The organism is Nocardia sp. TBRC8007 (genome assembly GCF_056629435.1).
The window spans coordinates 108,627-134,422 of record NZ_JBWSOR010000008.1 but is presented as its reverse complement, the minus strand read 5'-3'; the positions used below and the strand labels follow the sequence as shown (position 1 = coordinate 134,422).

25 protein-coding genes are annotated in these 25,796 nt (G+C 64.4%); 15 read left to right on the top strand and 10 right to left on the bottom strand.

Annotated elements, in window-relative coordinates:
- Positions 1-4 precede the first annotated feature (4 nt).
- A complete protein-coding gene (locus tag ACX4ZE_RS10505; RefSeq protein ID WP_480273159.1) occupies positions 5-946 on the top strand; it encodes an inositol monophosphatase family protein in 942 nt (313 codons plus the stop codon).
- Here the strand turns inward: ACX4ZE_RS10505 and cei are convergent, their stop codons facing one another.
- Positions 947-1,627: an envelope integrity protein Cei gene (gene cei, locus ACX4ZE_RS10500; RefSeq protein ID WP_480273158.1), complete on the bottom strand. Its 681-nt coding sequence runs from the start codon at positions 1,625-1,627 to the stop codon at positions 947-949.
- 375 nt (positions 1,628-2,002) lie between these two features.
- On the opposite strand from cei, the gene ACX4ZE_RS10495 reads away from it, so the two are divergent.
- Positions 2,003-2,305, top strand: coding sequence for a DUF4193 domain-containing protein (locus tag ACX4ZE_RS10495; protein WP_480273157.1), 303 nt, complete (start codon positions 2,003-2,005; stop codon positions 2,303-2,305).
- Between the two features lie 49 nt (positions 2,306-2,354).
- Here the strand turns inward: ACX4ZE_RS10495 and ACX4ZE_RS10490 are convergent, their stop codons facing one another.
- A complete protein-coding gene (locus tag ACX4ZE_RS10490; RefSeq protein WP_480273156.1) occupies positions 2,355-2,837 on the bottom strand; it encodes a DUF3093 domain-containing protein in 483 nt (160 codons plus the stop codon).
- 103 nt (positions 2,838-2,940) lie between these two features.
- Between ACX4ZE_RS10490 and dut the strand changes: the two genes are divergently transcribed.
- Together dut and ACX4ZE_RS10480 are read left to right on the top strand one after the other, a co-directional pair.
- The gene (gene dut / locus ACX4ZE_RS10485) at positions 2,941-3,417 is read left to right on the top strand and encodes a dUTP diphosphatase (protein ID WP_480273189.1); all 477 of its coding nucleotides are present in this window, start codon (positions 2,941-2,943) and stop codon (positions 3,415-3,417) included.
- A 5-nt stretch (positions 3,418-3,422) separates the two neighbouring features.
- The gene (locus tag ACX4ZE_RS10480; RefSeq protein WP_480273155.1) at positions 3,423-4,313 is read left to right on the top strand and encodes a DUF3710 domain-containing protein; all 891 of its coding nucleotides are present in this window, start codon (positions 3,423-3,425) and stop codon (positions 4,311-4,313) included.
- A gap of 21 nt (positions 4,314-4,334) precedes the next feature.
- On the opposite strand, the gene ACX4ZE_RS10475 is transcribed toward ACX4ZE_RS10480, so the two are convergent.
- Positions 4,335-5,048, bottom strand: coding sequence for an alpha/beta fold hydrolase (locus ACX4ZE_RS10475; RefSeq protein WP_480273154.1), 714 nt, complete (start codon positions 5,046-5,048; stop codon positions 4,335-4,337).
- A 132-nt stretch (positions 5,049-5,180) separates the two neighbouring features.
- On the opposite strand from ACX4ZE_RS10475, the gene ACX4ZE_RS10470 reads away from it, so the two are divergent.
- The 3 genes from ACX4ZE_RS10470 (at position 5,181) to ACX4ZE_RS10460 (ending at position 7,051) form a co-directional block, all read left to right on the top strand.
- On the top strand, positions 5,181-5,558 hold the full coding sequence (locus ACX4ZE_RS10470; RefSeq protein WP_480273153.1) for an OB-fold nucleic acid binding domain-containing protein: 378 nt from the start codon (positions 5,181-5,183) through the stop codon (positions 5,556-5,558).
- A 3-nt stretch (positions 5,559-5,561) separates the two neighbouring features.
- Positions 5,562-6,257, top strand: coding sequence for a DUF3159 domain-containing protein (locus ACX4ZE_RS10465; protein WP_480273152.1), 696 nt, complete (start codon positions 5,562-5,564; stop codon positions 6,255-6,257).
- A gap of 167 nt (positions 6,258-6,424) precedes the next feature.
- Positions 6,425-7,051: a sigma-70 family RNA polymerase sigma factor gene (locus ACX4ZE_RS10460; protein WP_480273151.1), complete on the top strand. Its 627-nt coding sequence runs from the start codon at positions 6,425-6,427 to the stop codon at positions 7,049-7,051.
- A gap of 72 nt (positions 7,052-7,123) precedes the next feature.
- Here the strand turns inward: ACX4ZE_RS10460 and ACX4ZE_RS10455 are convergent, their stop codons facing one another.
- Positions 7,124-7,795 (bottom strand): potassium channel family protein, encoded by a 672-nt coding sequence (locus ACX4ZE_RS10455; RefSeq protein WP_480273150.1) that lies wholly within the window; start codon positions 7,793-7,795, stop codon positions 7,124-7,126.
- Positions 7,796-7,797: 2 nt separating this feature from the next.
- Positions 7,798-8,463, bottom strand: a complete 666-nt coding sequence (locus ACX4ZE_RS10450) for a potassium channel family protein (protein WP_480273149.1) — start codon at positions 8,461-8,463, stop codon at positions 7,798-7,800.
- Between the two features lie 164 nt (positions 8,464-8,627).
- Here ACX4ZE_RS10450 and ACX4ZE_RS10445 point away from each other — a divergent pair, with 164 nt between their 5' ends.
- From ACX4ZE_RS10445 to dxs, 3 genes are all read left to right on the top strand, one after another.
- A complete protein-coding gene (locus ACX4ZE_RS10445; protein WP_480273148.1) occupies positions 8,628-10,616 on the top strand; it encodes an APC family permease in 1,989 nt (662 codons plus the stop codon).
- Positions 10,617-10,638: 22 nt separating this feature from the next.
- A complete protein-coding gene (locus tag ACX4ZE_RS10440; RefSeq protein WP_480273147.1) occupies positions 10,639-12,069 on the top strand; it encodes a class I SAM-dependent RNA methyltransferase in 1,431 nt (476 codons plus the stop codon).
- A gap of 425 nt (positions 12,070-12,494) precedes the next feature.
- A complete protein-coding gene (gene dxs, locus ACX4ZE_RS10435; RefSeq protein ID WP_480273146.1) occupies positions 12,495-14,393 on the top strand; it encodes a 1-deoxy-D-xylulose-5-phosphate synthase in 1,899 nt (632 codons plus the stop codon).
- Between the two features lie 14 nt (positions 14,394-14,407).
- Here the strand turns inward: dxs and ACX4ZE_RS10430 are convergent, their stop codons facing one another.
- Both ACX4ZE_RS10430 and ACX4ZE_RS10425 read right to left on the bottom strand, forming a co-directional pair.
- The gene (locus ACX4ZE_RS10430; protein WP_480273145.1) at positions 14,408-15,652 is read right to left on the bottom strand and encodes an HRDC domain-containing protein; all 1,245 of its coding nucleotides are present in this window, start codon (positions 15,650-15,652) and stop codon (positions 14,408-14,410) included.
- A 174-nt stretch (positions 15,653-15,826) separates the two neighbouring features.
- Positions 15,827-16,465 carry a DUF3000 domain-containing protein gene (locus ACX4ZE_RS10425; RefSeq protein ID WP_480273144.1) on the bottom strand — a complete coding sequence of 213 codons (639 nt, stop codon included), beginning with the start codon at positions 16,463-16,465 and terminating at the stop codon, positions 15,827-15,829.
- A gap of 133 nt (positions 16,466-16,598) precedes the next feature.
- On the opposite strand from ACX4ZE_RS10425, the gene hemE reads away from it, so the two are divergent.
- From hemE to hemQ, 5 genes are all read left to right on the top strand, one after another.
- Positions 16,599-17,663 (top strand): uroporphyrinogen decarboxylase, encoded by a 1,065-nt coding sequence (gene hemE, locus ACX4ZE_RS10420; protein WP_480273188.1) that lies wholly within the window; start codon positions 16,599-16,601, stop codon positions 17,661-17,663.
- A 122-nt stretch (positions 17,664-17,785) separates the two neighbouring features.
- The gene (locus ACX4ZE_RS10415) at positions 17,786-19,186 is read left to right on the top strand and encodes a protoporphyrinogen oxidase (RefSeq protein ID WP_480273143.1); all 1,401 of its coding nucleotides are present in this window, start codon (positions 17,786-17,788) and stop codon (positions 19,184-19,186) included.
- 584 nt (positions 19,187-19,770) lie between these two features.
- Complete coding sequence (locus ACX4ZE_RS10410) at positions 19,771-20,244, top strand: RrF2 family transcriptional regulator (RefSeq protein WP_480273142.1); 474 nt, start codon at positions 19,771-19,773, stop codon at positions 20,242-20,244.
- Positions 20,241-21,485, top strand: a complete 1,245-nt coding sequence (locus ACX4ZE_RS10405) for a globin domain-containing protein (protein WP_480273141.1) — start codon at positions 20,241-20,243, stop codon at positions 21,483-21,485. Before ACX4ZE_RS10410 ends, ACX4ZE_RS10405 begins: the two co-directional genes overlap by 4 nt.
- A gap of 4 nt (positions 21,486-21,489) precedes the next feature.
- Positions 21,490-22,185: a hydrogen peroxide-dependent heme synthase gene (gene hemQ / locus ACX4ZE_RS10400; RefSeq protein ID WP_480273140.1), complete on the top strand. Its 696-nt coding sequence runs from the start codon at positions 21,490-21,492 to the stop codon at positions 22,183-22,185.
- A 171-nt stretch (positions 22,186-22,356) separates the two neighbouring features.
- Here the strand turns inward: hemQ and msrB are convergent, their stop codons facing one another.
- The 3 genes from msrB to ACX4ZE_RS10385 form a co-directional block, all read right to left on the bottom strand.
- A complete protein-coding gene (gene msrB / locus ACX4ZE_RS10395; protein ID WP_480273139.1) occupies positions 22,357-22,800 on the bottom strand; it encodes a peptide-methionine (R)-S-oxide reductase MsrB in 444 nt (147 codons plus the stop codon).
- Positions 22,797-24,140, bottom strand: coding sequence for a glycosyltransferase family 87 protein (locus tag ACX4ZE_RS10390; protein WP_480273138.1), 1,344 nt, complete (start codon positions 24,138-24,140; stop codon positions 22,797-22,799). Before ACX4ZE_RS10390 ends, msrB begins: the two co-directional genes overlap by 4 nt.
- Before the next feature lie 70 nt (positions 24,141-24,210).
- On the bottom strand, positions 24,211-25,767 hold the full coding sequence (locus ACX4ZE_RS10385; protein WP_480273137.1) for an alpha/beta hydrolase: 1,557 nt from the start codon (positions 25,765-25,767) through the stop codon (positions 24,211-24,213).
- Positions 25,768-25,796 lie beyond the last annotated feature (29 nt).

Sequence of the window (25,796 nt, the reverse complement as noted above, 5' to 3'; positions counted from 1 at the left end):
TGCGATGGAAGGCGTGCCGGAAACCCCATCGTCAGTGTCCGAAGTGCCCGACCGCCCCTTCGATTCCATCGCCTCGATCGTCGCGCGGGGGGACGAGGCCGATCTGCGTCGTATCGCAGTAGATCTCGCCGAGAGCGCTGCCTCTCACATTCGCACCCGTCGTCCTGAGGTATTCGGACCGGTCGGTTCGTGCGCCGAAGGCGCCGTACGAACCAAAGGCCACGCGACCGACCCGGTCACCATCGTGGATACCGAGGCCGAGGAGCTGATCCGGCGAATGCTCGCCGAGCAGCGCCCCGGTGACCCGATCCTCGGTGAAGAAGGTGGCGGCAGCATCGATGACGCGAGTGCGGACAAAGTTCACTGGGTGGTGGATCCGATCGATGGCACGGTCAACTTTCTCTACGGTATTCCTGGTTACGCGGTTTCGGTGGCCGCAATGCGAGGTGGGCGACCGGTCGCGGGCGCCGTGGTGGATGTCGCACGGGCGGACACCTATAGTGCGGCGCTAGGTCTCGGTGCATTGTGTGTCGGTTCGGCAGGGACGGTGGAGCATCTGGTGTGCACATCCGTCGAATCGCTCTCGATGGCATTGGTGGCTACGGGGTTCGCCTATGGCAAACAGCGCAGAACCGAGCAGGCCGAACTGGTCGCGCGGGTGTTGCCGCACGTACGTGACATCCGGCGCTTCGGGGCGGGCGCGCTGGATCTGTGCCACGTCGCGGCGGGCCGGGTGGACGCCTACTACGAGCACGGCCTCAATGTCTGGGACTGGGGAGCGGGTGCGCTGATCGCCGCGGAGGCGGGTGCGCGGCTCACCTTGCCCGCCGCGGCAGCGCCGGGCGACGACGGCGACTTGGTGATGGCTGCCGCACCCGGCATCGCCGATGAACTCGTAGCGCTCTTGGACCAGGTCGGCGCAACCGAGCCGATCCCCGATCGCTGATCAGCAGCGAGCTTGTCGGGCGGCGCTGAGCAGCGCGGTATCGATCGCCGGGGAATTGCCTGGTGCGGGGTTCTTCAGCGAACGCAGCACCTCCTCCGCATCGGTGCTCGGTCGGATGTCCTGCTGGAACAGTGAACCGAGTACCAGATCGACCGTATCGTCCTCGCGTCGATCCTCGATCAGTTCGGCGCATGGCGCGACGAGTTGTACCGCGGCGGCGGCTGGACGACCGTTCACGCCGAAGCGGATCTGCCCGGTGCATTCCAGATCGCCGTTGATATAGACCGAATCGTTACCATATTGCGTACCCGGAGTACTGGCGAAGCCGAGATCGCCGAGCTGGGCCGCGACATGTGCGGCCTGGCCGCGCTGGTTGTTCGCGTTCAATACGCGCACTTTGCTCATCGCCAAGGGGGCTGGGTCCACGTCTTGTAGCCGGTTCGCTCCGACTCGCCTGCCGAGCGGAGCCGGTGGCGGTGCGTCGGGATCGGTGGCGGCACTCGGAGAATTGCAGGTCATCGCGGTGCGGTCGGTGTTGTGCGTCCGCATTGCCGTCCCCCAGACGATTCCGGAGAGCACGATGAGAACACAGAGCATGATGAGCCAGGGGAGTGGGCGGCGTCGGAGGAAGGGTCTGCCCCGCGAGTCTGTCGCGCTGCCTTCGGTGATCAGTGAAACCACTCGTGCACTCTACGAAAACGTGTCCCGGATCGCGCGCAAGGTCTCGGTATGTTCCGTGGATGGTGACGATTGTCCCTCAGTTTCGACTCTCCTGTGTTTTGATTGCGCCTTTTCTGTCACGGTCCGCTATTGTCTGGCGGCCCAGATCGAATCACCGGTGGTGCATCAGTGGTAGTTCGCGGGAACAAGAAGGGCATGTCCTGCGTTTACCCAGCGCTATCGGGAGTGGGTCGATGTGATCCACCCTGATAGGTGACCGGTGCGCGTGTGACGTGCACCACCGGCGGGGCGGTGCTGGTCGCGTCGATTCGGAGAGGAATCGGGTGTGAGCGGACCGGTCCGGGATATACGGAGTTAGGACGAGGGGAAGACGACATGGCAACCGACTATGACGCACCGAGGCGCACCGAATCCGATGATGTGTCGGAGGATTCGCTGGAGGAGCTGAAGGCTCGTCGTAACGAGGCACAGTCTGCCGTCGTGGATATCGACGAATCCGATACCGCGGAGTCGTTCGAGCTTCCCGGCGCAGATCTGTCCGAGGAAGTGCTGACGGTTCGTGTGATCCCGAAGCAGGCCGACGAGTTCACCTGTTCCAGCTGTTTTCTTGTCCACCATCGGAGCAGGTTGGCCAGCGACAAGAACGGTCAGATGATCTGTATGGATTGCGCCGCTTGATCGCCGGTAGATCCGACACCGCCTGATCGCCGGTAGATCCGACATCGTGTCAGTCCGCGCTCGGAAGGCCGAGCGCGGCAAGGACCTGCTCTGGTCGCCGCGTGCTGACCAGCCAATACGGAGTCGGATCATCCGGGTCGTCGAGTACGAGCAGGACCATCGATCCGACCCAAGGGCGATGGCTGATGTAGGCGGCAGGGTCGAGTTGGCGTCCCAGTGCCGCGCTTTTCGCCGCAGGGCCGACCACAGCCGCGCGGGCTACGAAATTCACCGGCAGATGTGCGCGGCCGGCGTGTAGTTCCGGTGTGCCGGTCGCGTCCGGTGCCACTTCGACATGGTGGCGGCTCAGCCACAACAGCACCCAGACCGGGACCGGGAACAATGCTACATAGGGCAGCCACGCGCGCAGTCCCGACGCTCCCATGTGGATCTCCATGGCGAGCAGGCCGGTGATGGCGAATGCCGCCGGCCACCACCAGATCGGCACCCATAGGCGCTCACGGTACATGGGCGAGCGCTGTTTCTGATCCATGATTATGGGAGTAGGCTGGTCCGACACGAGTCAACACTAAGTCACGAGGGGAAATAGCCTGCGCGTAGGCTCGTCCACCGTGAGTGCATTTTCACCCATACCGATGCTACGGCTGGACCCAGGTATCCCCATGCCCACACGTGCCCACCCGGACGACGCGGGCGTGGATCTGCGCACCACGCACGATGTGATCCTGCAGCCAGGGGAACGGGCGTTGGTCGGTACAGGTATCGCCGTGGCGCTGCCGGTCGGCACGGTAGGGCTGATCCATCCCCGTTCCGGTCTGGCGGCCAAGATCGGGCTTTCGGTGGTGAACACTCCCGGCACTGTCGATGCCGGATACCGAGGCGAGATCAGAATCTGTCTGATCAATCACGATCCGCTTACACCGATCAGGCTGTGCCGCGGTGACCGGATCGCGCAACTGCTGGTGCAGCGGGTGGAGCTGGTTGATTTCGCGGAGGTCGATACGCTCGACGAGACCACAAGAGGGGTGGGTGGCTACGGATCCAGTGGTGGTCACGCGAGCTTGACCACGCAGACGGCAGGGGCGGGCCGGGCAACCGGCAAGGAGGCATGATGGGCATGTTCGGGAAGAGAGACAAGTCGTCGAAACGGCGCACGCGGAATCGGTACGATGAGGTGGGCGATCACGTCGCCGATGACGTTCCGGGAGACTACACCGACGTCTCCGCAGACTACACCGACATCGAGGGCTACACCGACGACGAGGCGGTCGACGACGAGCACGCGTACACGAGGGTGGATGTCGACGCCGATACATCGCAGCCCCGACCAGGACCGTACGACTACGACGATGTCTCCGAGCTGGTCGCCGCGGTGGCCGAGCAGCGGCTCGACCTCGGGTCGATACTGTTGCCGGTTCCTCCGGGGGGGCAGTTACAAGTCGAGATGACTCAGGAAGGATTGCCGCAGGCAGTTCATCTGGCGATCGAGCAGGGCCGCATCACCGTCGCGGCCTACGCTGCGCCCAAGTCTCCGGGCCAATGGCGTTTGGTCGCCGCGGATCTCGCCGAGTCGCTGCGCAAGGATGGGGCCGAGGTCTCGGTGGAGAACGGGCCGTGGGGCCGGGAATTGCTCGCTGTTACCGAAGGTGCGGATCTCCGCTTCATCGGCGTGGATGGCTACCGGTGGATGGTGCGTCTGGTCGCTGCGGGACCTTCCGGCGAGGCGGATGAAGACAGCCCGCTGACAAAGGCGGCGCGCGCCATCCTCAGCGAGACAGTGGTGCGGCGCGGCGAGGATCCGTTGCCGGTGCGTGAGCCGTTGCCGGTGGTGCTGCCGCAGCAGCTGTCCGAGCAGCTGGTCGCAGCTCATCAGCAGCAGCTGGAGACCCAGCGGCAGGCGGTGGCCGCGGCGCAGTCCGGGCCACAGCCGGTGCTGTCTCAGCACCTGCCGGAGGGCCCACGCCGGGGCACGGACGGATCGGCCATGCAGCAGCTCGGTCGGAACTGAGCGCACAGTCGCGACCGATGATCACACGAATTCGCGAACCCAATCGAAGGAGCCGAGCCCCTCGTGTCCCAGTATCGCGGGGTCAGCGCCCAGCTGGTCCAGTGTGATCCGGTGCAGGTGCGCGCGTGGGGCCAGTGTGGCCCACTGCTCGGCCACGCGCACCGGATGCACTGGGTCGTCGATCGCGGCGACCACAGCGATCGGCCGTTCGAAGGCGGCCAATAGCTCGGTGGGGGGCCAGACGTAGTTCGCGGCCTCTTCCAGTGCCTCGGGGAGATGCGGCCACTGCGCTCGCCATGATCGGTTCAGTGCATCCGAAAGCCATAGCGGGCTGTCGGCGCGCATGCGATCGAGTACTGCCGTCAGGCCATCGGAGCGCAGCTGCGCCGCAGTGGCCGCGGCACTGAGCGCAGCAGGACAGGTGGCGGTGTCCGGTCCAGTCCAGGCGGGTAATGCCGCGACGACCCCGGCGATCCGATCCGGGTGTTCGGCGGCCCACTCCAGGGCGACCGCGGCGCCCAGTGAAATCCCTGCCGCGATCGCTGGCCCTTGTCGGGTCGCCGCGTCGAGGCCGGTCCGGTAGCTTGCGACCACCTCGCGTGGATCCGGTTCCACCGCGATCAGATCAAAGCCGCGTGCCGCGCAGGCGGGCCCGAAGGCACGCTTGCTGAAATGGGCATCGGATCCGGTACCGGGTAGCGCTACGATGCGAAGGGAAGGTGCGGAGTCGAACATCGGATCGAGCGTAGCGAGGGTGGCCGGGACCCATCTACAGTGGCGGTGTACGGCCTCGGTAGGCTGTGCGATCGGAATCCTCACGATGGTGTGCGACCCACGCCATCTGCTTTACGCAGGAGAGCGTGCGCAATGTCATCCGCAGCCTCAGGGTATTTTCGTCGTCTGGGCCGCAGGCTGACCCAAGATATCGATCAGTTGGATGCCGAGGAGCTGGCCGAGACGTCCGAAGCCTCTGGAGCGTGCCCGGCATCGGAGTGCAGGCGAGGTGACGAGGCTACGATGGTCGGTAGGCTACGTAGCGTCGAAGCGTGTCCCAAGTCTGTCGGTGCCATCGTGCAGGCGGAGTTCTTCGACGGCACCGACGCTATAACCCTGGTCTGGATCGGGCGCAGGCGCATTCCTGGCATCGAGCCGGGGCGGCGCATCATGGTCCGTGGTCGTGTAGGTGACCGTGGCGGCTGCAAAGTGATCTTCAACCCCTACTACGAATTGCGCGGGAACGGCTGACGTATGCCATCGAGCGACGACTTCGCAGGATCAGGTGATCGGTCCGGACTCGACGTACCAGATGACCAGATCGAGAAACGTCCCAAACAGACCCTGCTCGAGCAGCTGGGTGGTTTCAGCGGCCTGATCTATTCGACACTCCCTGTGGTCGTGTTCGTTCCCGTGAACAGTGTCGCCGGCCTGACCGCGGCCCTCTGGGCCGCACTCGGCGTCGCCGCCGCGATCCTGATATGGCGCTTGATACGGCGCAATCCCGTCCAACCCGCCATCTCCGGTTTCTTCGGTGTCGGCATCTGTGCTTTCATCGCTTACCGCATGGGCGAAGCCAAAGGGTTTTTTCTCTTCGGTATCTACACCAGTCTCGTGTACGCCGGAGTATTCTTCGCTTCCATCCTGATCCGCCGACCGCTGGTCGGCGTGCTCTGGGGAGTATTGAACGGCCACGGTGCGGTCTGGCGATCCGATCAGCGGCTGGTACGCCTCTATGATCTGGCCACCGCCACCTGGGTCGTGGTGTTCGCCGCCCGTTATGTGGTGCAGTGGGAGCTCTACGACATCGACCGAACAGGTTGGCTGGCGTTCGCGCGGATCACGATGGGCTGGCCGCTGACCGCTGTCGCGCTGGGTATCACGATCTGGTTAGTGCGTCGTGCGGGACATCTGCCGACCAGGACAGCGGTCTCGACCGACCCGGCCTAGCGGCGGACCTGCTGCCACTATCGGCGTATTCACCGCGGAAAGGTGAGGAAGACCCACCGCCGAGGTGAGGGTTTCCCCACCCTGGGGTGTCTGGCCGCCACCCGGAGTTCATCAGACGATCTATGCATAAGCCCCACACGCACTGATCGGCAAGGAAGGACTCGGACATGGCTACCGAGCACAACACCGCGGCGCGGCCCGAAAAAAGCAGTCCCGCTCTGCTGGAGAGCCGCCGGGTGTCGGCGGAACTGGAGCGGCTGATCGGTCCGGCGGCAGCGGGAGATCGCCAGGCAGTCGCCGAGATCATCCGGACTATGCATCCGTTGGTGCGGCGCTACTGCGTTGTGCGCTTGGGTAATACGGCGCATCTTCAGGTCACCGTGGATGACGTGGTGCAGGAGATTCTCTTGGCCACTGTCAACGCCATTCCGCGTTACCGTGATCAAGGCAAGTCGTTCCTGGCCTTTGTGTACGGTATTGCGAGCAACAAGATCGCCGACGCTTTCCGCCGCTCGCAGCAGCACCCCGCTTATCTGATGGCCGATGTCCCGGACCGCGCGTCCTGTGCTGCCGGACCTGAAGAGTGGGCGCTGGCCTCCGAACGACGCGCCGCCACACAGAAGCTCATGAAAGTACTGGCACCTTCGCATCGCAAGGTCCTGCTGATGCGTATCGTGCTCGGTTGGTCGGCGGCGCAGACCGCAGAAGCTATCGGAACCAGCCCAGGTGTCATCCGGGTGATCCAGCACCGTGCACTGAACAAGCTGCGTGCCGAGTTGAAGCCGGTGGCGTAGTTCTCTCCGCCGGACTCGGCGCTGACTGCTCGATCTACGCAGCCCAACTGGAGGGCTGTGGCCTTTGGAAGGCTATGGTCTGATGCCGTGGTTGGCGAGCTCCAGCCGAAGGTCTTCTTCGGCCTCCACCGAGGTCACGAACAGCAGTTCGTCATCGCCTTCGAACGGGTCATCGGGCTGCGGGACGATCACTCTTCCGCCGCGCAGGATCGTCACAAGGGCGGCGTCGCGCGGGAGGGTGAGTGTGCGTACCGGTTTGCCTGCCAGGGCAGTATCCGCAGGCAGAGTCATCTCCACCAGATTCGCCTCACCTTGACGCAGTGTCATCAGACGCACCAGATCACCGACGGATACCGCCTCCTCGACCAGTGAAGCGAGCAGCCGCGGAGTAGAGACCGCGACGTCCACGCCCCAGGAGTCATCGAAGAGCCATTCGTTGCGTGGGTCGTTTACTCGGGCGACTACACGACGCACCCCGAATTCGGTCTTGGCCAGCAGGCTGTGCACCAGATTCGTCTTGTCGTCTCCGGTGGCCGCGATGACCACCTCGCAGGTCTCCAGCCCGGCGTGCTCGAGCAGCGCCAGCTCGCATGCGTCGGCATGTACCCAGACCGCGTCCGGGATCGCGGTGGTGTCGATGTGCTCGAGCTGACGCTCGAGCAGCATGACCAGGTGCCCGGCACGCAGGAGCTCCCTGGCGATCGATCGGCCGACCGCTCCTGCTCCGGCGATGGCCACTTTCATGTTCAGTCCTCGCTCGCTGGGGGTTTCGCGGCCAAGGCGACAGCCTCACCCACGCTGCCGGACGCCGCGGCCACATACACGATGTCATCGGCCTGGACTATGGTTTTCCCCTCGGGAAGCAATCCCTGGCCGAATCGGGTGATGAACGCCACTCTGGCGCTGATGGCCTGCTCCAGGTCGCGTACTGAGTGCCCGCACCACTCTTCGTGCAGTGCCAGCTGCGTCACGGCAACCGTCCCGGTGGGATCACGCCACGTGGTGGTACTGGGATCGCCGATGAGCGCGCGCAGGAACCGGTCGGTAGTCCATGGAACCGTGGCGATGGTAGGGATTCCGAGACGCTCATAGACAGCCGCTCTTTTGGCGTCGTAGATCCGGGCCACCACCCGCTTCACCCCGAACATCTCCCTGGCGACTCGTGCGGAGATGATGTTGGAGTTGTCTCCAGAGGAGACGGCCGCGAACGCATCAGACCGTTCGATTCCTGCGCGTATCAGCACCTCTCGATCGAATCCGACCCCGATGACCCGTTCTCCGGGAAAGTCGGATCCGAGCCGGAGAAAGGAACCGGGATCCCGGTCGATCACAGTGACTTCATGGCCTACGCGGACCAGGGTGTTGGCCAGCGAGGAGCCGACGCGTCCGCATCCCATGATCACTACATACACCGTGTAACCTCGATCCTGGAACCCCGGTGGCCGGTTGGTTTCGCTGTAGGATCGAACCCTACCTCGTCGAAACGATCTCACCGGCCTCGCTCCCTTTCCAGCTGCCGGGCAAACCCGGGATCCGCACGCGCGATCCCCCCGCATGGGGGCCTATGCTCGCTCCAGTGTCCAAGTTGACGACGGCAGCGAAGCGAGTGCTGCTGGGCAGGCCTTTCCGCAGCGACTCGCTCGGTCATACTTTGCTGTCGAAGCGAATCGCGCTCCCGGTGTTCGCTTCCGATGCCATGTCATCGGTCGCTTACGCACCCGAAGAGATCTTCCTCATGCTCTCGGTCGCGGGCATTTCGGCGTATCTGTACGCACCCTGGGTGGGTCTCGCGGTCGCTTTCGTGATGGCGATCGTGGTGGCCAGTTACCGGCAGAACGTGCATGCTTATCCCTCCGGGGGCGGCGATTACGAGATTGCCACGACCAACCTCGGTCCCGATGCCGGTCTGGCTGTTGGCAGCGCGCTGTTGGTCGACTATGTGCTCACCGTCGCAGTCTCGACCGCCGCCGCCATATCCAATATCGGTTCGGCTATTCCCTTTGTCGCTACGCACAAGGTGCTGTTCGCTGTTGTGGCCATCGCCGTGCTCACCGCGATAAACCTGCGTGGTGTGCGTGAATCGGGCACCGCGTTCGCTTTTCCCACCTACGCGTTTCTGATCGGCATGTTCGCGATGCTCGGCTGGGGCCTGTTCCAGATCTTCGTGCTCGGCGACGAGTTGCGGGCCGAGTCGGCCGGCTTCGGGTTGATCCCTGAGGGGGAACACCTGTACGGCCTCGCATTCGTTTTCCTGATCGCGCGCTCGTTTTCCTCCGGATGCGCCGCGTTGACCGGTGTGGAGGCGATCAGCAACGGTGTGCCCGCCTTCCGCAAGCCCAAGTCGCGTAATGCGGCCACCACCCTGCTGATGTTGGGGACCCTCGCGATCGCGCTGCTGATGGGCATCATCATCCTGGCGCAGAAGGTCGGAGTCGTCTATGCGAACAACACCGCTGATCTGACCGGAGCACCGGCCGACTACCATCAGAAGACGCTCATCGCCCAGCTCGCCGAAACCGTATTCCATGGATTCCCGCTCGGGTTCTTCTACATCACCGCGGTGACCGCGTTGATCCTCGTGCTCGCCGCGAATACCGCGTTCAACGGATTCCCTGTGCTCGGCTCGGTCTTGGCACAGGATCGCTATCTTCCGCGGCAGCTACATACCCGAGGTGACAGGCTGGCCTTCAGCAACGGCATCTTGTTCCTGTCCGGTGCGGCCATCGCGTTCGTGGTGCTCTTCGGCGCTGAGGTCACCAAACTGATCCAACTCTATATCGTCGGCGTTTTCGTCTCGTTCGTGCTGAGCCAAACTGGCATGCTGCGGCATTGGTCCCGCCTGCTGCGCACCGAGACCGAGCCGCGACAGCGAGCGAGGATGAAGCGGTCGCGGGTGATCAACGCGATCGGTCTGAGCGCGACCGGGACAGTGCTGGTGATCGTGCTGATCACCAAGTTCTTCGCCGGCGCCTACATCGCAATCTGCACCATGGTCGCGATCTTCGTCGTGATGAAGCTGATTCGCAAGCACTACGACTCGGTTGCGCGCGAGCTGGACGAGCACGAGTGGGATGGTGTGCTGCCCAGCCGCTCGCACTCCATCGTGCTGGTCTCCCGGTTGCATCTGCCGACTCGGCGGGCATTGGCCTATGCCCGTGCTACCCGTCCGGATACCTTGGAAGCGGTCACGGTGAACGTCGACGAAGTCGACACAAGGGCACTGGTGCGGGAATGGGAGAACAGCGATATCACAGTGCCGCTCAAGGTGATCGAATCACCGTATCGAGAGATCACCAAGCCGGTCCTCGATTATGTGAAGCGGGTACGCAAGAACGCCCCGCGCGATGTGCTGACCGTGTTCATTCCCGAGTACGTGGTCGGTCACTGGTGGGAGCAGGTGCTGCACAATCAGAGTGCGCTGCGGTTGAAGGGCAGATTGCTCTTCGAACCCGGCGTAATGGTCACTAGCGTGCCATGGCAGCTGAGTTCGTCCGCGCGGGCGAAGACGCCCGGCGTGGCGGATGCTCCCGGCGCGGTCCGGCGCGGATACGGGGACCGGTCATGATGACTTCTATGGAGTATGCACGATGAGCGATTGGCGGACTCGCACGTTCGAGGTCAGGCTCGGGCTGCCAGGGCACGGCGGTTTCTGTGTCGCGCGATATGAAGGGCGTGTGCTGTTTGTCCGGCACGGGCTACCTGGCGAGTTGGTCCTGGCTCGAGTCACCGAGGACCGGGGTGGATCGTTCTGCCGCGCCGAGGTCATCGAAGTGCTAGAGGCATCGCCGGATCGGGTGCCCCCCATTTGCCCGGTCTCCGGACCTGGCGGTGCCGGGTGCTGTGATTTCTCCTTCGCCACGCCTTCAGCGCAGCGCGCGCTGAAGGCTACCGTGGTAGCCGAGCAGTTGCGGCGGCTGGCCGGGGTCACCCGCGATGTTCTGGTGGAGCCGATCGGCTCTGGCGAGCGGATCGGTGGGTGGCGCACTCGGGTCCGGCTCGCGGTCGACGCACAGGGGCGTGCCGGTGTACACCGATATCGCAGCACCGAGGTGATCACTGATCTACGGTGCCCACAGCCGGTCGCAGGGGCGTTGGAGGGTCTGGCGGAGCAGCGGTGGACACCGGGTGCCGATCTGGTGATCGCGGTGGACGGTGCGGGCATCCGTCATGTCGTCGAGCTGGCACCGATCCTGGGGACCGAGCCGAGTGTTGGCGGAGCTCAGCGCGGTCCTGAGGGGGGTGGCCTGCGATCGGATATCGGTGAGCGTGCTCGGCGCGCCCGTTCCGGTGGGCGTCGTGGCCGGCGTGTGGGCGGAGGTGGAAACGGTGATGTGAGACCAAGCGGCGCGGGGACCGCCGCGGAGTCCGCTCGACGTGTGGAAAGACGTGCTGCGTCCGCGCGGCGAGCCGCAGTACACGCGGCACGTGACGAGTGGGTGTTCACGGGCAGCGGGCGCGCGGTCGAGTACGTGGCAGGACGCCAGTGGGAGGTCGCGGCGACAGGCTTCTGGCAGGCGCATCGAGGTGCGGCGCAGCGCTATTCGGATCTGATCGCGGAGTGGTCGGGGCTCGGGTCTGGTGGGCGTGCCTGGGATCTCTACAGCGGTGCGGGTGTTTTCGCCGCCCGCTTGGCCGAACAGACGGGCAGATCCGGTGTAGTGCTCGCGGTGGAGTCCGCTCGGCCCGCGGTCGCCGACGGTGCCGCAGCGCTACGCGATCTGCCCTGGGTGCAGCTGCGCGCCCAGCGGGTGGAACGCTGGGTGATGGAGCATACCGATATGGTGCCGCCTGATGTCGTGGTGCTCGACCCGCCGCGTGCGGGCGCGGGCAAGGAGGTGGTCGGCGCGGTCAGCGCGAGCGGTCCGGTGCGGATCATCCACATCGGGTGCGATCCTGCGGCGTTCGCTCGCGATCTCGGCTTGTATCGGACAGCAGGCTATCGGCTCGCCGATCTACGCGTTTTCGACGCTTTCCCGTCCACTCACCACGTCGAATGCCTTGCGCTATTGCAGCGGTGAGTGATCAGTCCGCATAGCCGGGTGGACGGTGATCGCGGCGTGCGGATGAGTTCGTCGTGCTGGCCTGTGGGAAGCTTACGCGGATGTGGTCTACCGCTCGGTTTCGGACACTACCGCTCGGTTTCGGACACTACCGCTCGGTTTCGGACACTACCGCTCGGTTTCGGACACTGATACGAGCACCCCGGCATAGGTATCCGCCGAGTGCGATGTGGTCTATTTGCCCTTCTACCTGCGGTTTGTTTGCCTGTCTACTCCGAATCGCGACTTTCGTGTAGTGCGAATCACATCTTATTTCAGCACGATATCGGTTGGTTCGATTTTCAGCACGATATCGGTTGGTCCGATCGTTTTGTGTGAGCGCGCCCGCGGTGAATCCGTAAACTGACCGCATCAGATGTGCTGTCCGGAGGGAGCTTGTTCAGGTGGGAGTGCTTTCCCGGGTTGATACACCCGAGGATCTGCGTAGGCTGACCGCGTCGCAGCTGCGCGAGCTGGCTGCGGAGATCCGTGAGTTCCTGGTGCGTAAGATCGCCGCGACCGGGGGGCATCTCGGCCCCAACCTCGGTGTGGTAGAGCTCACTATCGCGCTACATTGGGTTTTCGATTCGCCGACCGATCCGTTGATCTTCGACACTGGGCACCAGGCCTATGTGCACAAGATCCTGACCGGTCGCAAGGACCAGTTCGATTCGCTGCGCAAGCAGGGCGGGTTGTCCGGTTATCCGAGCAGAGCCGAAAGCGTCCACGACTGGGTGGAGTCCTCACACGCGTCGGCGTCGCTGTCCTATGCGGACGGCTTGGCGAAAGCGTTCGCGCTGAGTGGGCAGGATCGGCATGTGGTCGCGATCGTCGGCGATGGCGCGCTTACCGGCGGTATGTGCTGGGAGGCGCTGAACAATATCGCCGCCGCCCCGGACCGTCCGGTGGTGATCGTGGTCAACGACAATGGTCGTTCCTATGCGCCGACCATCGGCGGCTTGGCCGAGCGATTGACGGCGCTGCGTACTCAGCCCGCTTACAGCCGTACGTTGGACGCGGGTAAGCGCATCTTGAAGGGCATCCCGAGGTTCGGTGAATCGGCGTATTCGATGGCGCACGCGGTGAAGGTCGGGATCAAGGACGCGGTCAGCCCCCAAGAGCTGTTCAGTGATCTCGGGCTGAAATACATCGGACCAGTGGACGGACACGATCTCGACTCGTTGGAAGCGGCACTACGCCATGCCAAGAACTTCGGCGGACCGGTCGTGGTGCATGCCGTGACACAAAAGGGTCGCGGTTACGCGCCGGCCGAGAATCATGTGGCCGACCAGATGCACGCCTGCGACCCCATCGACCCGTTGACCGGTGCTCCTGTCGGCAGTCCCAAACCGTTGAGCTGGACCGCTGTGTTCTCCGCCGAACTGATCGAGCAGGCTGAGCGTCGTGCCGACATCGTCGCGATCACCGCGGCCATGCCTGGGCCGACCGGTCTCACGGCGTTCAAGGAACGGTTCCCGGAGCGGATGTTCGATGTCGGTATCGCTGAGCAGCACGCCATGGCTTCAGCGGCAGGCCTGGCGCTCGGTGGCATGCACCCGGTGGTCGCGATCTACTCGACATTCCTCAATCGCGCCTTCGATCAGCTGCTGATGGATGTGGCGTTGCTGAAGCAGCCGGTTACTGTGGTGCTGGACCGTGCTGGTATCACCGGCTCCGATGGTGCCAGCCACAATGGCATGTGGGATTTGTCGGTGCTGGGCATCATTCCCGGTATCCGGGTCGCCGCACCGCGCGACGCGGCGACATTGCGCGAGGAACTGGCCGAGGCGTTGGCAGTCGGTGACGGCCCCACCGCACTGCGTTTCCCGAAGGGCGGTGTCACCGAGGACATAGCGGCTGTGGAACGGTTGGACGGCATCGACGTGTTGCGGATGGCTGAGCCGGAGAGTGACTCGGTGCGGGCCGTGCGCGGCGATGTCCTGTTGATCGCGGTCGGGTCGTTCGCGAAGGTCGCGTTGGCGACGGCGGATCGGCTCGCGGATGAAGGGGTTTCGGTCACCGTGATCGACCCGCGCTGGGTGCTACCGGTGTCCGACATCTTGCTGAAGCTTGCCGAGAGCTATCGGCTCGTGGTCACGCTAGAGGACGGTGGGCGGCACGGCGGAATCGATGCGACGGTGTCGGCTCGGTTGCGCGATTCCGGGGTGGATGTTCCGACTCGTGGCCTCGGAGTGCCGCAACAGTTCCTGGATCACGCCACACGAAGCGAGGTGCACACCGAACTCGGGCTGACCGCTCCCGATATCGCCCGCCGGATCGGTGGGTGGCTGGCCGCTCATTGATACCGTGGGGCGGGTCAGTCCGGTGGGGCGGGCAATGCGACTGCGAGCCTTGGTACCGACAGCTCCCGCTGCCAGGGGCGGGCTCCACCGAATTCGAGGAAACGGTCGACCGCAGCAGAGAGATCGGTGGCCGTATAGTCGGGTAGCCCGTCCCAGCATAGGCGACGGACCAGATCTGGCACGAGCAGATTCTCCACCGGAATCGAGAGCTCGGCGGATAGGTCTCCCATTGCGGTTCTGGCCCGGGTCAGGCGAGTGGCCGCGGCCGGGTCACGTCGCTCCCAGCGGTTGACCGGTGGCGGACCGTCGTAGGGTTGAGTCATCGGCGGCAGCTCGCTTTCCGGCAGTATGCGACCACGCTCCACAGCGGCGAGCCAGTCACGGGAATACCGGCGTTGCCGTGGCCCGCCGAACACTGGCAATGCGCGTAGTTGTGCGAGCGATCCGGGTTCGGCGGTCGCTGCGGCGATGATCGCGGCATCTGGGAGAATACGTGCGGGCGCGACATCGCGGGCGCGGGCCAATGTGTCCCGGGTGGTCCACAGCTCACGCACTATCGCGAGTTTCCTGGTCCGACGCAGGGTGTGAATTCCTGAGGTGCGTCGCCAGCGCTCCGCCTTCGGCGCGGGCGGATCCATCGTGCGGATATGTTCGAATTCCTGTGCCGCCCACTCGGTCTTACCCTGCGCTAGCAGGGCGTTGGCCACCGCGTCGCGCAGTTCGAGTAGAAGTTCGACGTCGAGGGCGGCGTAATTCAGCCAGTCGGCGGGCAGCGGTCGACTGGACCAGTCGGCCGCACCATGCCCTTTCCGCAGTGCGCGGCCGAGTAGCCGCTCTACCATCGCGGCGAGTCCGACTCGTTCGAAGCCGGCCAGTCGTCCACCCAATTCGGTGTCGAACAGCCGGGCAGGCCGTAAGCCGAGTTCGGCCAGGCCGGGCAGGTCTTGGTCCGCTGAGTGCAGCACCCACTCGAGATCATTGATCGCAGTTGCCAGCGGTGTGAGGCTGTCGGTGAGCGGAATCGGATCGATGAGGAACGTGCCCGCTCCCGCGCGGCGCAATTGGATCAGATACGCGCGTGCCGAATACCGGAACCCAGAGGCACGCTCGGCGTCGACGGCCAGCGGTCCGGTGCCCGTACTGAGCTGAATGGCAGCTGCGTTGATGCCGGCGGCGGTGTCCAGTACCGGTGGCACGCCCTCTGCAGGCGCGAGCAGAGGCATCGCGGCCGAAAGTTCGGATTCGTCTGGTACGGACATGGTGTTGAACTTTACGTGTCGAGGTGAGGGAACTGCCGCCCTATCGGCGCATTCGGATATCCGCGCCTACGGATCGGCTGCTATACCTCCGATCAACGAAGCCGCATTGGACCAGCCCTCATTGGTCCAGCTCGAGTCGAGCCAGGTGACGCACCATGTTCATCCCTGGTCGATTCAACCCTGGTCGTCGGCTACACCGGTCCGCAGTTGCAGCTGGGTCACCCCGGCAGGCGGTAACCCGGCGGCGTAGCCCAGCACCTCGCAAAAAGATTCCAGATGCGGGCGGAGGCCGATTGTGGCCGGAGTCCACGAGGCGCGCAATTCCAGTTGGTGCGCGCGCGGCGGGCCTGCGATATCGCCGTAGCGAACCGAACTGGTCGAGGTCACGGTGCCACCGAGCGCGGTGAATGGCTCGGTCCGCGATTCCAGCGCGTCTAGGAGCCAGCTCCATGCCACCTCGGGGAGGAGTGGATCGGTGGCCAGCGCGGCGTCGATGTCGGCCTGGATGTAGGCCACCAGACGTAAGGTGCCGTGCCAGGTGTCGTCACCGTTCGGGTCGTGCAACAAGATCAGCCTGCCGAAGGCATCGCCTTCGGAATCGACCGGAACCGCGGCGGCTTCCGGGGGTTTGACCTCCGCGCCGATGGCGTAGGAATACGGTGCGAGTCGTTGCGGTGGCCGAATGGGCGCGAGCTCGATCCGAGGATGCACGGTAGCGGTGCCCATCGCCTCGACCGCGGCGCGAAATTGAGCCGGCTCGCCATGGGGTCCCTCGGTCGGTGCGGCGCCGTCGCGGAAGTCGAGCGGTGTCACGAATGCTGACGGTAGACCTTGCGCACCCGGAGCAGTCGGAGGCGCGCCGCTGTGGATGGTGGAGCATCCGGGTGACCCCGCATCGGCCTGTCCGCTACCTCCGGCTCCAGTGTTCGTACCGATCCCGCTTACGATGGCCGGGATGAGCACTCATATTCGCCGCCGGCTGACCGATACTCCATTCCTGGCCGCCGCTACTGGTAGGCAGCCGAGCAGGCGTCCGGTGTGGTTCATGCGCCAGGCCGGACGCTCGCTGCCCGAGTATCGCGAGGTGCGCGCGGGCATCGGGATGCTCGAGTCGTGCTTCGATCCGGAATTGGTGTGCGAGATCACGATGCAGCCGATCCGTAGGCACAAGGTCGACGCGGCGATCTTGTTCTCCGATATCGTCGTTCCGCTCAAGGCGGCGGGGATCGATCTGGATATCGTGCCTGGTGTCGGCCCGGTGGTCGCTGCCCCGGTACGAACGACAGGCGATGTACGCGCGCTGCCCCGGTTGCGTCCTGAAGAGGTCGGCGCGGTTACCGATGGTGTGCGCTTGCTGGTCGACGCGCTGGATGCGACACCGCTGATCGGGTTCGCTGGCGCGCCGTTCACGCTCGCCTCCTACCTGGTCGAGGGCGTACCGAGCAAGAACCACGAGCGCACCAAAGCGATGATGTACGCTGATCCGCAGACTTGGCATGAGTTACTCGGCGTACTCACCGACATCACTATCACGTTCTTGCGGGCTCAGCTGTCGGCCGGGGTGGACGCGGTGCAGCTGTTCGACTCCTGGGCCGGTGCACTCACACTGGCCGACTACCGCAGCTTCGTGCTCCCACACTCGGAGCGGGTGTTCGCCGAGGTCGCCGACGCGGGGGTACCGCGTATCCACTTCGGCGTAGGCACCGGCGAGCTGCTGGGTGCTATGGGCGAAGCGGGCGCCGATGTAGTCGGTGTCGACTGGCGGGTGCCGCTGACCGAGGCTGTCCGCCGGATCGGGCCGGGAAAAGCGTTGCAGGGCAACCTCGACCCCGCCGTACTGTTCGCGGGACCGGCGGCGGTCGACAAGCAGGTTCGCCGGATCGTACGTGAAGCGGACGAGGCGATCACGCTGGGCGCTGCCGGGCATATCTTCAACCTGGGCCACGGAGTGCTTCCGGAAACCGATCCTGGCGTGCTGACCGCCCTGGTGGAGCTCGTTCACGAGCTATGAGGTGGGATCGGCAGTGTGATTGTGTTCGATCATGAGCGTGGTCCGCTCATCAGTGTGCGATGGACCACAATGGGAGTGAGTCGATCGATGGAAATGGCTGCGGCGCGCGATACGGTCAGGCTATGCGTATCGCGGTGATCGGTGGCGGAATCAGTGGCCTGGTGGCCGCGTATCGGCTACGGGTGTTACTGGGCCCGCAGGTCGATCTGCTGGTGCTCGATCGGGCAGAACGGCTCGGTGGCATTCTCTACACTGGCGAATTATCCAGGGGACCAGTGGATCTCGGTGCCGAAGCATTTATCGGTCATAGGCCGGAAGTGCCTGCGCTGCTGCGTGAACTCGAGCTGGAGTCGCAGTTGGTGACTCCAGCTGGACTGCGGCCACTGGTGTGGTCGGACGGGAGAGCGCATCCGCTGCCTGCGGGCACGATGATGGGTATCCCGTCGAATGCGGAATCGATGCGCGGGCTGGTCGATGCCGAGACGCTGAGCCGGATCGCCGCTGAACCGGATCGGCCGTTCAACTGGACGCCGGGCTCCGACGTCGATGTCTACCACCTGGTCGCCGACCGATTCGGCGTACAGGTCGCAGAACGCAGCGTGGATCCGCTGCTCGGCGGTGTCTACGCGGGCAGCTCGCGTTCTATCGGCGTGCGCGCCGTGCTTCCTCTCTTGGCCGCAGCTCTGGACAACGGTGCCTCCAGCCTCACAGAGGCTGTCGGTGCGGCGCTGCCACCTCCTTCGGACATGCCTGTCTTCGGCGGAATCCGGGATGGCTACCGGGTGCTGCTCGACGCACTCGTCGAACGTTCAGGTGCCGAATTCGTCACCGAGACTCCGGGAACGCGCCTGACCAGAGGTACGCACGGTTGGGTGGTGGACCCGATCGGTGCTGCCGATGCGGTAGTGCTGGCCACCCCGGCGCCGGTGACCGCGCGGTTGCTCACCTCCGTTGCTCCGGTTGCCGCGGCAGAACTGGCCGACATCGAATTGGCTTCATCGGTAGTGGTCGCGCTGGCATTGCCGAGCGATACCGCGTTGCCGCAGAACTCGGGAATTCTGGTAGCCACCGGTGAACCATTGCGTGCCAAGGCTTTCACGCTGTCCAGCCGCAAATGGCCCCATCTCGCACAACGTGGAACAGCTCTTGTCCGAGCATCTTTCGGAAAATTCGGTGACGACGCCATACTGTCGTGGCCGGATAATGAACTCGTCGACGCGGCTGTGGCGGATCTGGCCACGGTCACCGGTGTCGCTATCGAGCCGACCGCGGCTGTGGTCCAGCGCTGGCCCGGCGGCCTCGCTCAGTACGCCCCCGGCCACTGTGCCCGCGTCGCTGCCGCCGAAGCCGAGATCGCGACGCTGGATGGGCTCGCGGTAGCCGGTGCGTATCTACATGGTGTCGGAGTATCCGCGTGTGTCGCTTCCGCCGACGCCGCCGCGTCGCGGATCGCCGCGGGAGCGTCGCACGGTAACCAGGGGTTCTCGACTCGCCCGCAGGACATCGCGTACGTGAAGCCGTGACACGAGCCCGAGCGGATTCAGGGTGTCGGTGCGCCACGAACAGACGCTGCTGGAAGGTCTCAGCAGAGCGTTTTGCGGACAAGTGTCGAGTTCTATTGAGCGGGAGCGGTCTCGGCCCGGCAACGAGAGCATGAGCGGATCGATCCGCAGATATTCTCCGAAAAGCGTTGGACCACAAGTTCATTAACAAGACTAACTGGACTCGAACGCCTGCGGGATCGATGAGTGCCCTCGTCAGGTGCCGCAGTGGCGCACTGCGGCCGAGAAACTCGATGAATTACCGACCGAGGTGAGTGGCGCACCCGCCACCTGAAAACGCCCAGCGCCGATATAGGTCCCAGTCCCATCGGCTGACGCAGGGTGATGACATACCCGGCGCGCTGCTCGCCGAGACCACATTTGTTGTATCGCAGGGTATATGGTATGGCGGCGATCTCCGGTGACGCACTGGTATGTGCTATTGAATTGCGCTGAGTCTGCCGTTGGCAATTCGAGTGGAAGCGAAAATGCGCACAGATCGGGGTAATTAAGCACACGCGCTCAGAATGGTGGAATCAGCTAAATGCACCGGTAGCGTGAGCGTCATGCAACTTTCGCCCTTCACCGATATCGGATTACGCACCATCATGCGTCTTGCGGTGGACGACGAGACGGATTCCCGAGTGACCACCAAACTGATCGCGCGTCAAGTCGGCGCATCGGAGCGCCATGTCGCCAAAGCGGTTGCACAGCTGGTCGAACTGGGATTGGTGCGAGCTCATCGGGGACGGACAGGCGGGTTGTTCATCACCGCGGCCGGGCGTACCGCTTCGGTGGGCGAGCTGATCCGGGTACTGGAGGGTGATCGGGCTGTTGTTTCGTGCGGGGAACCGCATCCGTGTCCCATGGTCGGCGCTTGCAGACTGCGCCGAATCCTCGCCGACGCGAAGAAAGCGTTTTATAACGAACTCGATCGGTATTCGGTAGAGGAATTGGTCACTTCGCCGACTGCACAATTGCTGAACTTGCTCGCCTATTCTCCGGCGAGAATTTCCCCTGAGATGGAGGATGTTTCATGAACACCGATACCGTGATGCGTGCCGCGCCCGAACTGGAACCGCACCACGCCGAAGTGATCCGTGCCACACTCCCGTTGGTGTCCGCGAACATCGATCGCATCGCAGAGTTGTTCTATAAGACCATGTTCGAGGCCCATCCGGAGCTGCTCACCGATCTGTTCAACCGGGGCAATCAGGCACAGGGTGCGCAGCAGAGGGCGCAAGCCGCCGCAGTCGCCACGTTCGCGACACATCTGGTCGACCCGGAACTGCCGCACCCGGCGATCATGATGTCGCGGATCGCGCACAAGCACGCCTCGCTCGGGGTGACCCCCGCGCAGTACCAGATCGTGCACGACAACCTGTTCGCCGCCATCATCGAGGTGTTGGGTGGCGATGTTGTCGAGCCGCCGATCGCCGAGGCCTGGGATCGGGTCTATTGGCTGATGGCGGAAGCCCTGATAGTCGAAGAAAAGGAGCTGTACGACGCAGCGGATGTGGATTCCGGCGACGTGTTCCGCGATGCGCGCGTTCTGTCGCGTACCGATGACCCCGCCGGTGTGGCGATCTTCACCGTCGAGTCCGCCGATCCGACCGTGAAATTTCCGGGATTCATTCCAGGGCAGTATATTTCGGTCGGAGTTCGGCTGCCCGACGGCGCGCGCCAGTTGCGTCAGTACAGCATGATCGGCCTATCCGGCGACGGCACTTTGTCGTTCGCGGTCAAGCGGATCGAGGCGATCGATGGTTGTCCGGCGGGTGAGGTCTCCTCGTGGCTGCACGAGAATCTGCGTCCTGGCGACACGGTGCAGATCACGCTGCCGTTCGGCGATGTCGCTATCGATCCAACGGCGACGACACCGCTGATGCTGATCTCCGGTGGTATCGGTGTGACTCCAACGATCGGCGTGTTGGAGTACCTTGCCGCCCATGCCCCGAGCCGCGAGGTGTTGATCGTGCACGCGGATCGTGGACCGCAGACCCACCCGCTGCTCGATCGGATGCACGAACTCGCTGCCAGGTTGGAGAAGTCCACTGTCGAAATCTGGTACGAGGAACCGGCTCTCGGTGCCAGGCCCGGCCGAGTCGATCTCTCGGAGCTGGCGCTGCCTGCGGACGCCGATGCCTACGTCTGTGGCCCGCCCGCATTCATGCACGTTGTCCAGAGTCAGCTCCGCGCCGCGGGTGTCCCGGACGACCGGGTGCACATCGAGCTGTTCACGCCCACCGACGTGCGCGCTGCCGAGGGAATGGCACGATAGGACTATGGCGCGACTCGACTACCAGGCTCTCAACTCCACCATTCGCTACCTGATGTTCTCGGTATTCCAGGTGCAGCCGGGGGCACTGGGCGAGGATCGAGACGCCGCGACCAAGGAAGCCATGGCGTTCTTCGACGGACTCGCCGAGCGCGATGTCGTGGTGCGTGGCCTCTATGACGTCGCCGGGATGCGTGCCGATGCGGACTTCATGGTCTGGACGCATGCCGAACGTGTCGAGGATCTGCAGGCCGCGTACGCGGACTTCCGCCGTACCACCGAGCTGGGCCGGGTCAGTGCTCCAGTATGGAGCGTGGCGGCCCTGCACCGTCCCGCTGAGTTCAACAAGAGCCACGTCCCGGCTTTTCTGGCGGGGGAGGAGCCGGGCGACTACATCTGCGTGTACCCGTTCGTCCGCTCCTATGAGTGGTATCTGCTGCCCGACGACGAGCGGCGCGGTATGTTGGCCGAACACGGTAAGGCAGCGCGTGGCTACCCGGATGTGCGGGCGAACACGGTCAGCGCGTTCGCGCTCGGCGATTACGAGTGGATCCTCGCCTTCGAGGCGCCGGAACTGCATCGTATTGTCGATTTGATGCGCGATTTGCGGGCTACCGACGCCAGGCGGCATGTGCGTGAAGAAACTCCGTTCTTCACCGGTCCCCGGGTGGATATCGGGAAGCTGATCGCCGCCCTGCCCTGACACTGACTGCGCGACGTGGTGCGACCTGATCGGGTCGCACCACGTCGCGCCTCTGTGGTTTTGGGCTGTTTCGGCGCGGGCAGTGATGCCGACTGGTTGCCGACCCGAAGATTCCTGGCGGAATCTCGACCGGACTGGCGGATATGTGCCTTCGCGTACGGGCCAGGGGAGCTATCCCGCTGTGTCGTCCGAGGGATGTAGCCGCAAGGCGATGGAGTTGATGCAGTAGCGTTTGTCAGTGGGAGTGCTGTACCCTTCGCCCTCGAACACATGACCCAGGTGGCTGTGGCAGTTCGCGCACAGTACTTCGACTCGGCGCATGCCGAGCGAGTCGTCCGGTCGGAGGACCACCGCGTCGGAGGCAGCGGGATCGAAGAAGGACGGCCAGCCGCAATGCGAGTCGAACTTCTCGCTGCTGCGGAACAGCTCGGCGCCGCAGCCTCGGCACACATACTTGCCTTCGGTCGTGGTGTCGGTGTACTCGCCGGTGAACGGGCGTTCGGTGGCGGCCTCCCGCAACACTGCGTACTCTTCGGCGCTCAACTTCAGCCGCCACTCTTGCGAGGAGAGCCGGATCCGTGGCGTAGAGGGAGGTATATCGGCTTCGGAGCTCATGGCTCCACGCTAATACGGCTCTCCCGCATCGGCTCCGAACTCTGCTTGGGCTGGGGGTCTTCGGCGGTGTCAGAGGCATCGGGGACAGCGGCGGGTGGCTTCGTCGCCTCGCCGCGCGGGTCTGGGGCGGAACTCATCCATGCGGGATCGATCCCCAGCAGTAGCCGATTTTCTCGTCGAGCGGCGAGATAGCGGTCGCCGAGCACACAGAACACGACGATCAGCAGCAGACCCCAGCCGAAGGTGATGCGTAGGTACTCCAGGTTGCGCCCGACGTCCTGCCAACGGTCCAACAACCACTTGTCGTAGCTCATGAACCCGAAAACCGCCAGCCAGGCCGGCCAGTTGCGCAGTACCGAGTTGCGCAGCACCACCGTCATCAGGAACGGGAACAGCATCATCGAGTAGTACATCTGCCCCAGACCGTTGAGCAGGAATGAGGCTGTCAGCAATACCCCGGAGGAGGTGCAGACGAAAAACAGCTCGTCGTCGCGATAGTAGCGGTACAGCAGCCACAGCGACAGCAGCACGAGTACGCCGAACAGTACCCGCATGCCCCAGGACAGCCATGGTGGCAGGCCATAGTACTCACTGTTGCCGACAATCGAGCTGTTGAAGTAGTCGCGGGTTTCGAGCAGGTAGGGACCGGTCCGGGTGAAGAATTTCTCCGGATCCCGCGACAGTGGCCAAGCGATCGCGGTCAGTACCACAGGCACTCCGAGCGCGGTGATGAGCACCTTCCACTGTCGCCGCGCCAGCGCCACCAACAGTAGTGGCGCCAGTGTCGGTTTCACCGCGATACTCAGCCCGAGTGCTGCGCCTGCCCAGAGATCTCGTCGTTTCAGCAGCAGATGGATGAAGATCAGCTCAGCCAGCAGCACGCATCCGTTGATGTTGGTGAACACCAAGGTATTGATAACGGTCTCGGACAGGAACATCGCCAGCAGCAGAGCGGGCGCGGCGACCGAATTCAACGTGTAGCGGAACAGTCGTAGCAACAGATACCACGCGATAAGGATCGCGATGGCATTCAGTGCGATGAACAGCCAGCGCGATTTCTCGTAGTCGATCGCCGCGATCGGCGCGATGATCAGAGTTCCGCTGGGTGGATACAAGTAGTGCGGGTCGACCGAGTCGAAGTTCGCGGTATAGACCGGCCGCCCGTTCAGGAAGTCGAGTGATGCTTGATAGACCGGTTTGTAGTCATCGGTGATGAAACCGTTGACAGCTTTGATGAAGACCCGGTTCAGTACGGTCATGACCGCCAGAGGCCAGAGTGCGAACTTGATCACCTCGGCGGTGGTGCGAGCGGTTCGGGGCTCGAGCTGTCGAAGGAGCACTGGGGCACGGTACACCGAATCGGTTACAAGTAGTTGTCGGGACCTGCCGAATACGCCGCTCGACTGTAGTTCAGGCAGGGCAGGCAGTGCCATCGGCGGGGAGCGTGCCATCGCGCAGATAGCCGAGTACCGCCCGCTGTGCGCAGTCCGAGTGTGTAACCACAGGATGGCCGAAGCCCTGCCAGGTGAGCGCCGCGTATCGGGTGCCCGCAGCGCCCAGTGCGCCGGTCACCGATGACTGACCAGCGCTGCCGACCACCGGATCCGCGACCCCGCCGAGCACGAGCACCGGGATGTCCAGCCGCTCGGGCAGTTTCGGCGCGGTCGACACCGGCCAGGCGGCGCATTTCATCAGCGCTATGGCCGCCGCCGCACCGAATACCGGATATTCAGCCGCCCACGTGCCTGTGAGTTCGGCGACCTTGCCTGGAGGCGGCGCCAGAGTGGAGTCGGTGCACCGGTTGACGAACTGGCCGTCGTTCTCGGTCGCAGCGGACGCACGCGCGATCAGATTGCGCAACGGCCCCTGCTCTCCGCGTCTGGCCGCGGCGAGGATATCGGACAGCTCGCCGACCCGGTCAGCTTGGTCGCTGCGCGGGTTACCCAGGAAACCTGACAGTGCGGTGAGCACTGAGTTCGCTGAGATATCGCCCATTTCGCCTGCTCCGGCCCGGTGTACCAGGTCAGTGATCGCCGCGCGCGGGTCGTTGCCGAGTGAGCAGCCGACGCTGACGCAGCGCTGCGCGAACGCGGTCAGCGCGGCCTCGGCGCCCCGTACGGCGTGTTCGGTGAGAGTGACGGCGTCGGTGTCGACCGGCTCGGGGGAGTCGAGAATCAGACGGGCAAGGTGGTCGCCGTATTTGCGTGCATAGCTGAGCGCGACCTTCGCGCCGTTGCCGGCGCCGAGCAGCGTGATGTGCTCGACCTGCCACTGTCTGCGCAACTGCTCGATGTCATCGGCGGCGTGCGGTGCGTCGAAGGTGCCTTCGTAGGGCTGCAGGAAGTCCCGGCAGGCGATGGTGCCTTCCTGGCTGAGCGTCGTCATCCGGGCTACCGGGTCGCCGCTGCCCGAGCCGAATTGGGCGTTGTCTGCCAGACCGCGGCGGATCTCGGTCGGCAGGCAGTCGATCGGCTGCGAGGCGCCGATCCCGCGTCGGTCCACCGCGACGATCGGGCGGGCGGCCAGCAGCGCGCCGGCGGCTCCTACGGCCAGGCCTGCCAAGGTAGCGGTCGAAGACCGGTCCGCGCCAGAGGTGAGCACCAGCGGCGGCACATCGGTCGGAGTTCGCGTCAGCCGTGCCCGCAGTACGCCGGTGCGGAAGGTGCCGCGTACCGTCCCGGTAGCGTCGATCTGGGTCGAGTACTCCGCGCAGTCGAGCACCAGTCCAGCCGGCGCAGGGCCGAGCCCGAGTAGGTCCAGGGTCGGTTGGGTGCACTCGTGCCAGCTGAGATCGGTTTTGGGCAGCTCGGCGTCCGGTGGTGGGGTCGGGGTGACTGAAGTCGGCGCAGCACCTGTGACCGGCGGGCGTTGCACCGCGACGTCGGGACGATCCGACGGTCCTACACCGCAGCCGGCGGTCGCGATCGAGAGGGTAGTGGCAAGCACGGCGGCCCGAGTCCAGCGCATTGCTACAGCCTGCCAGGTTCCAGCGGCTG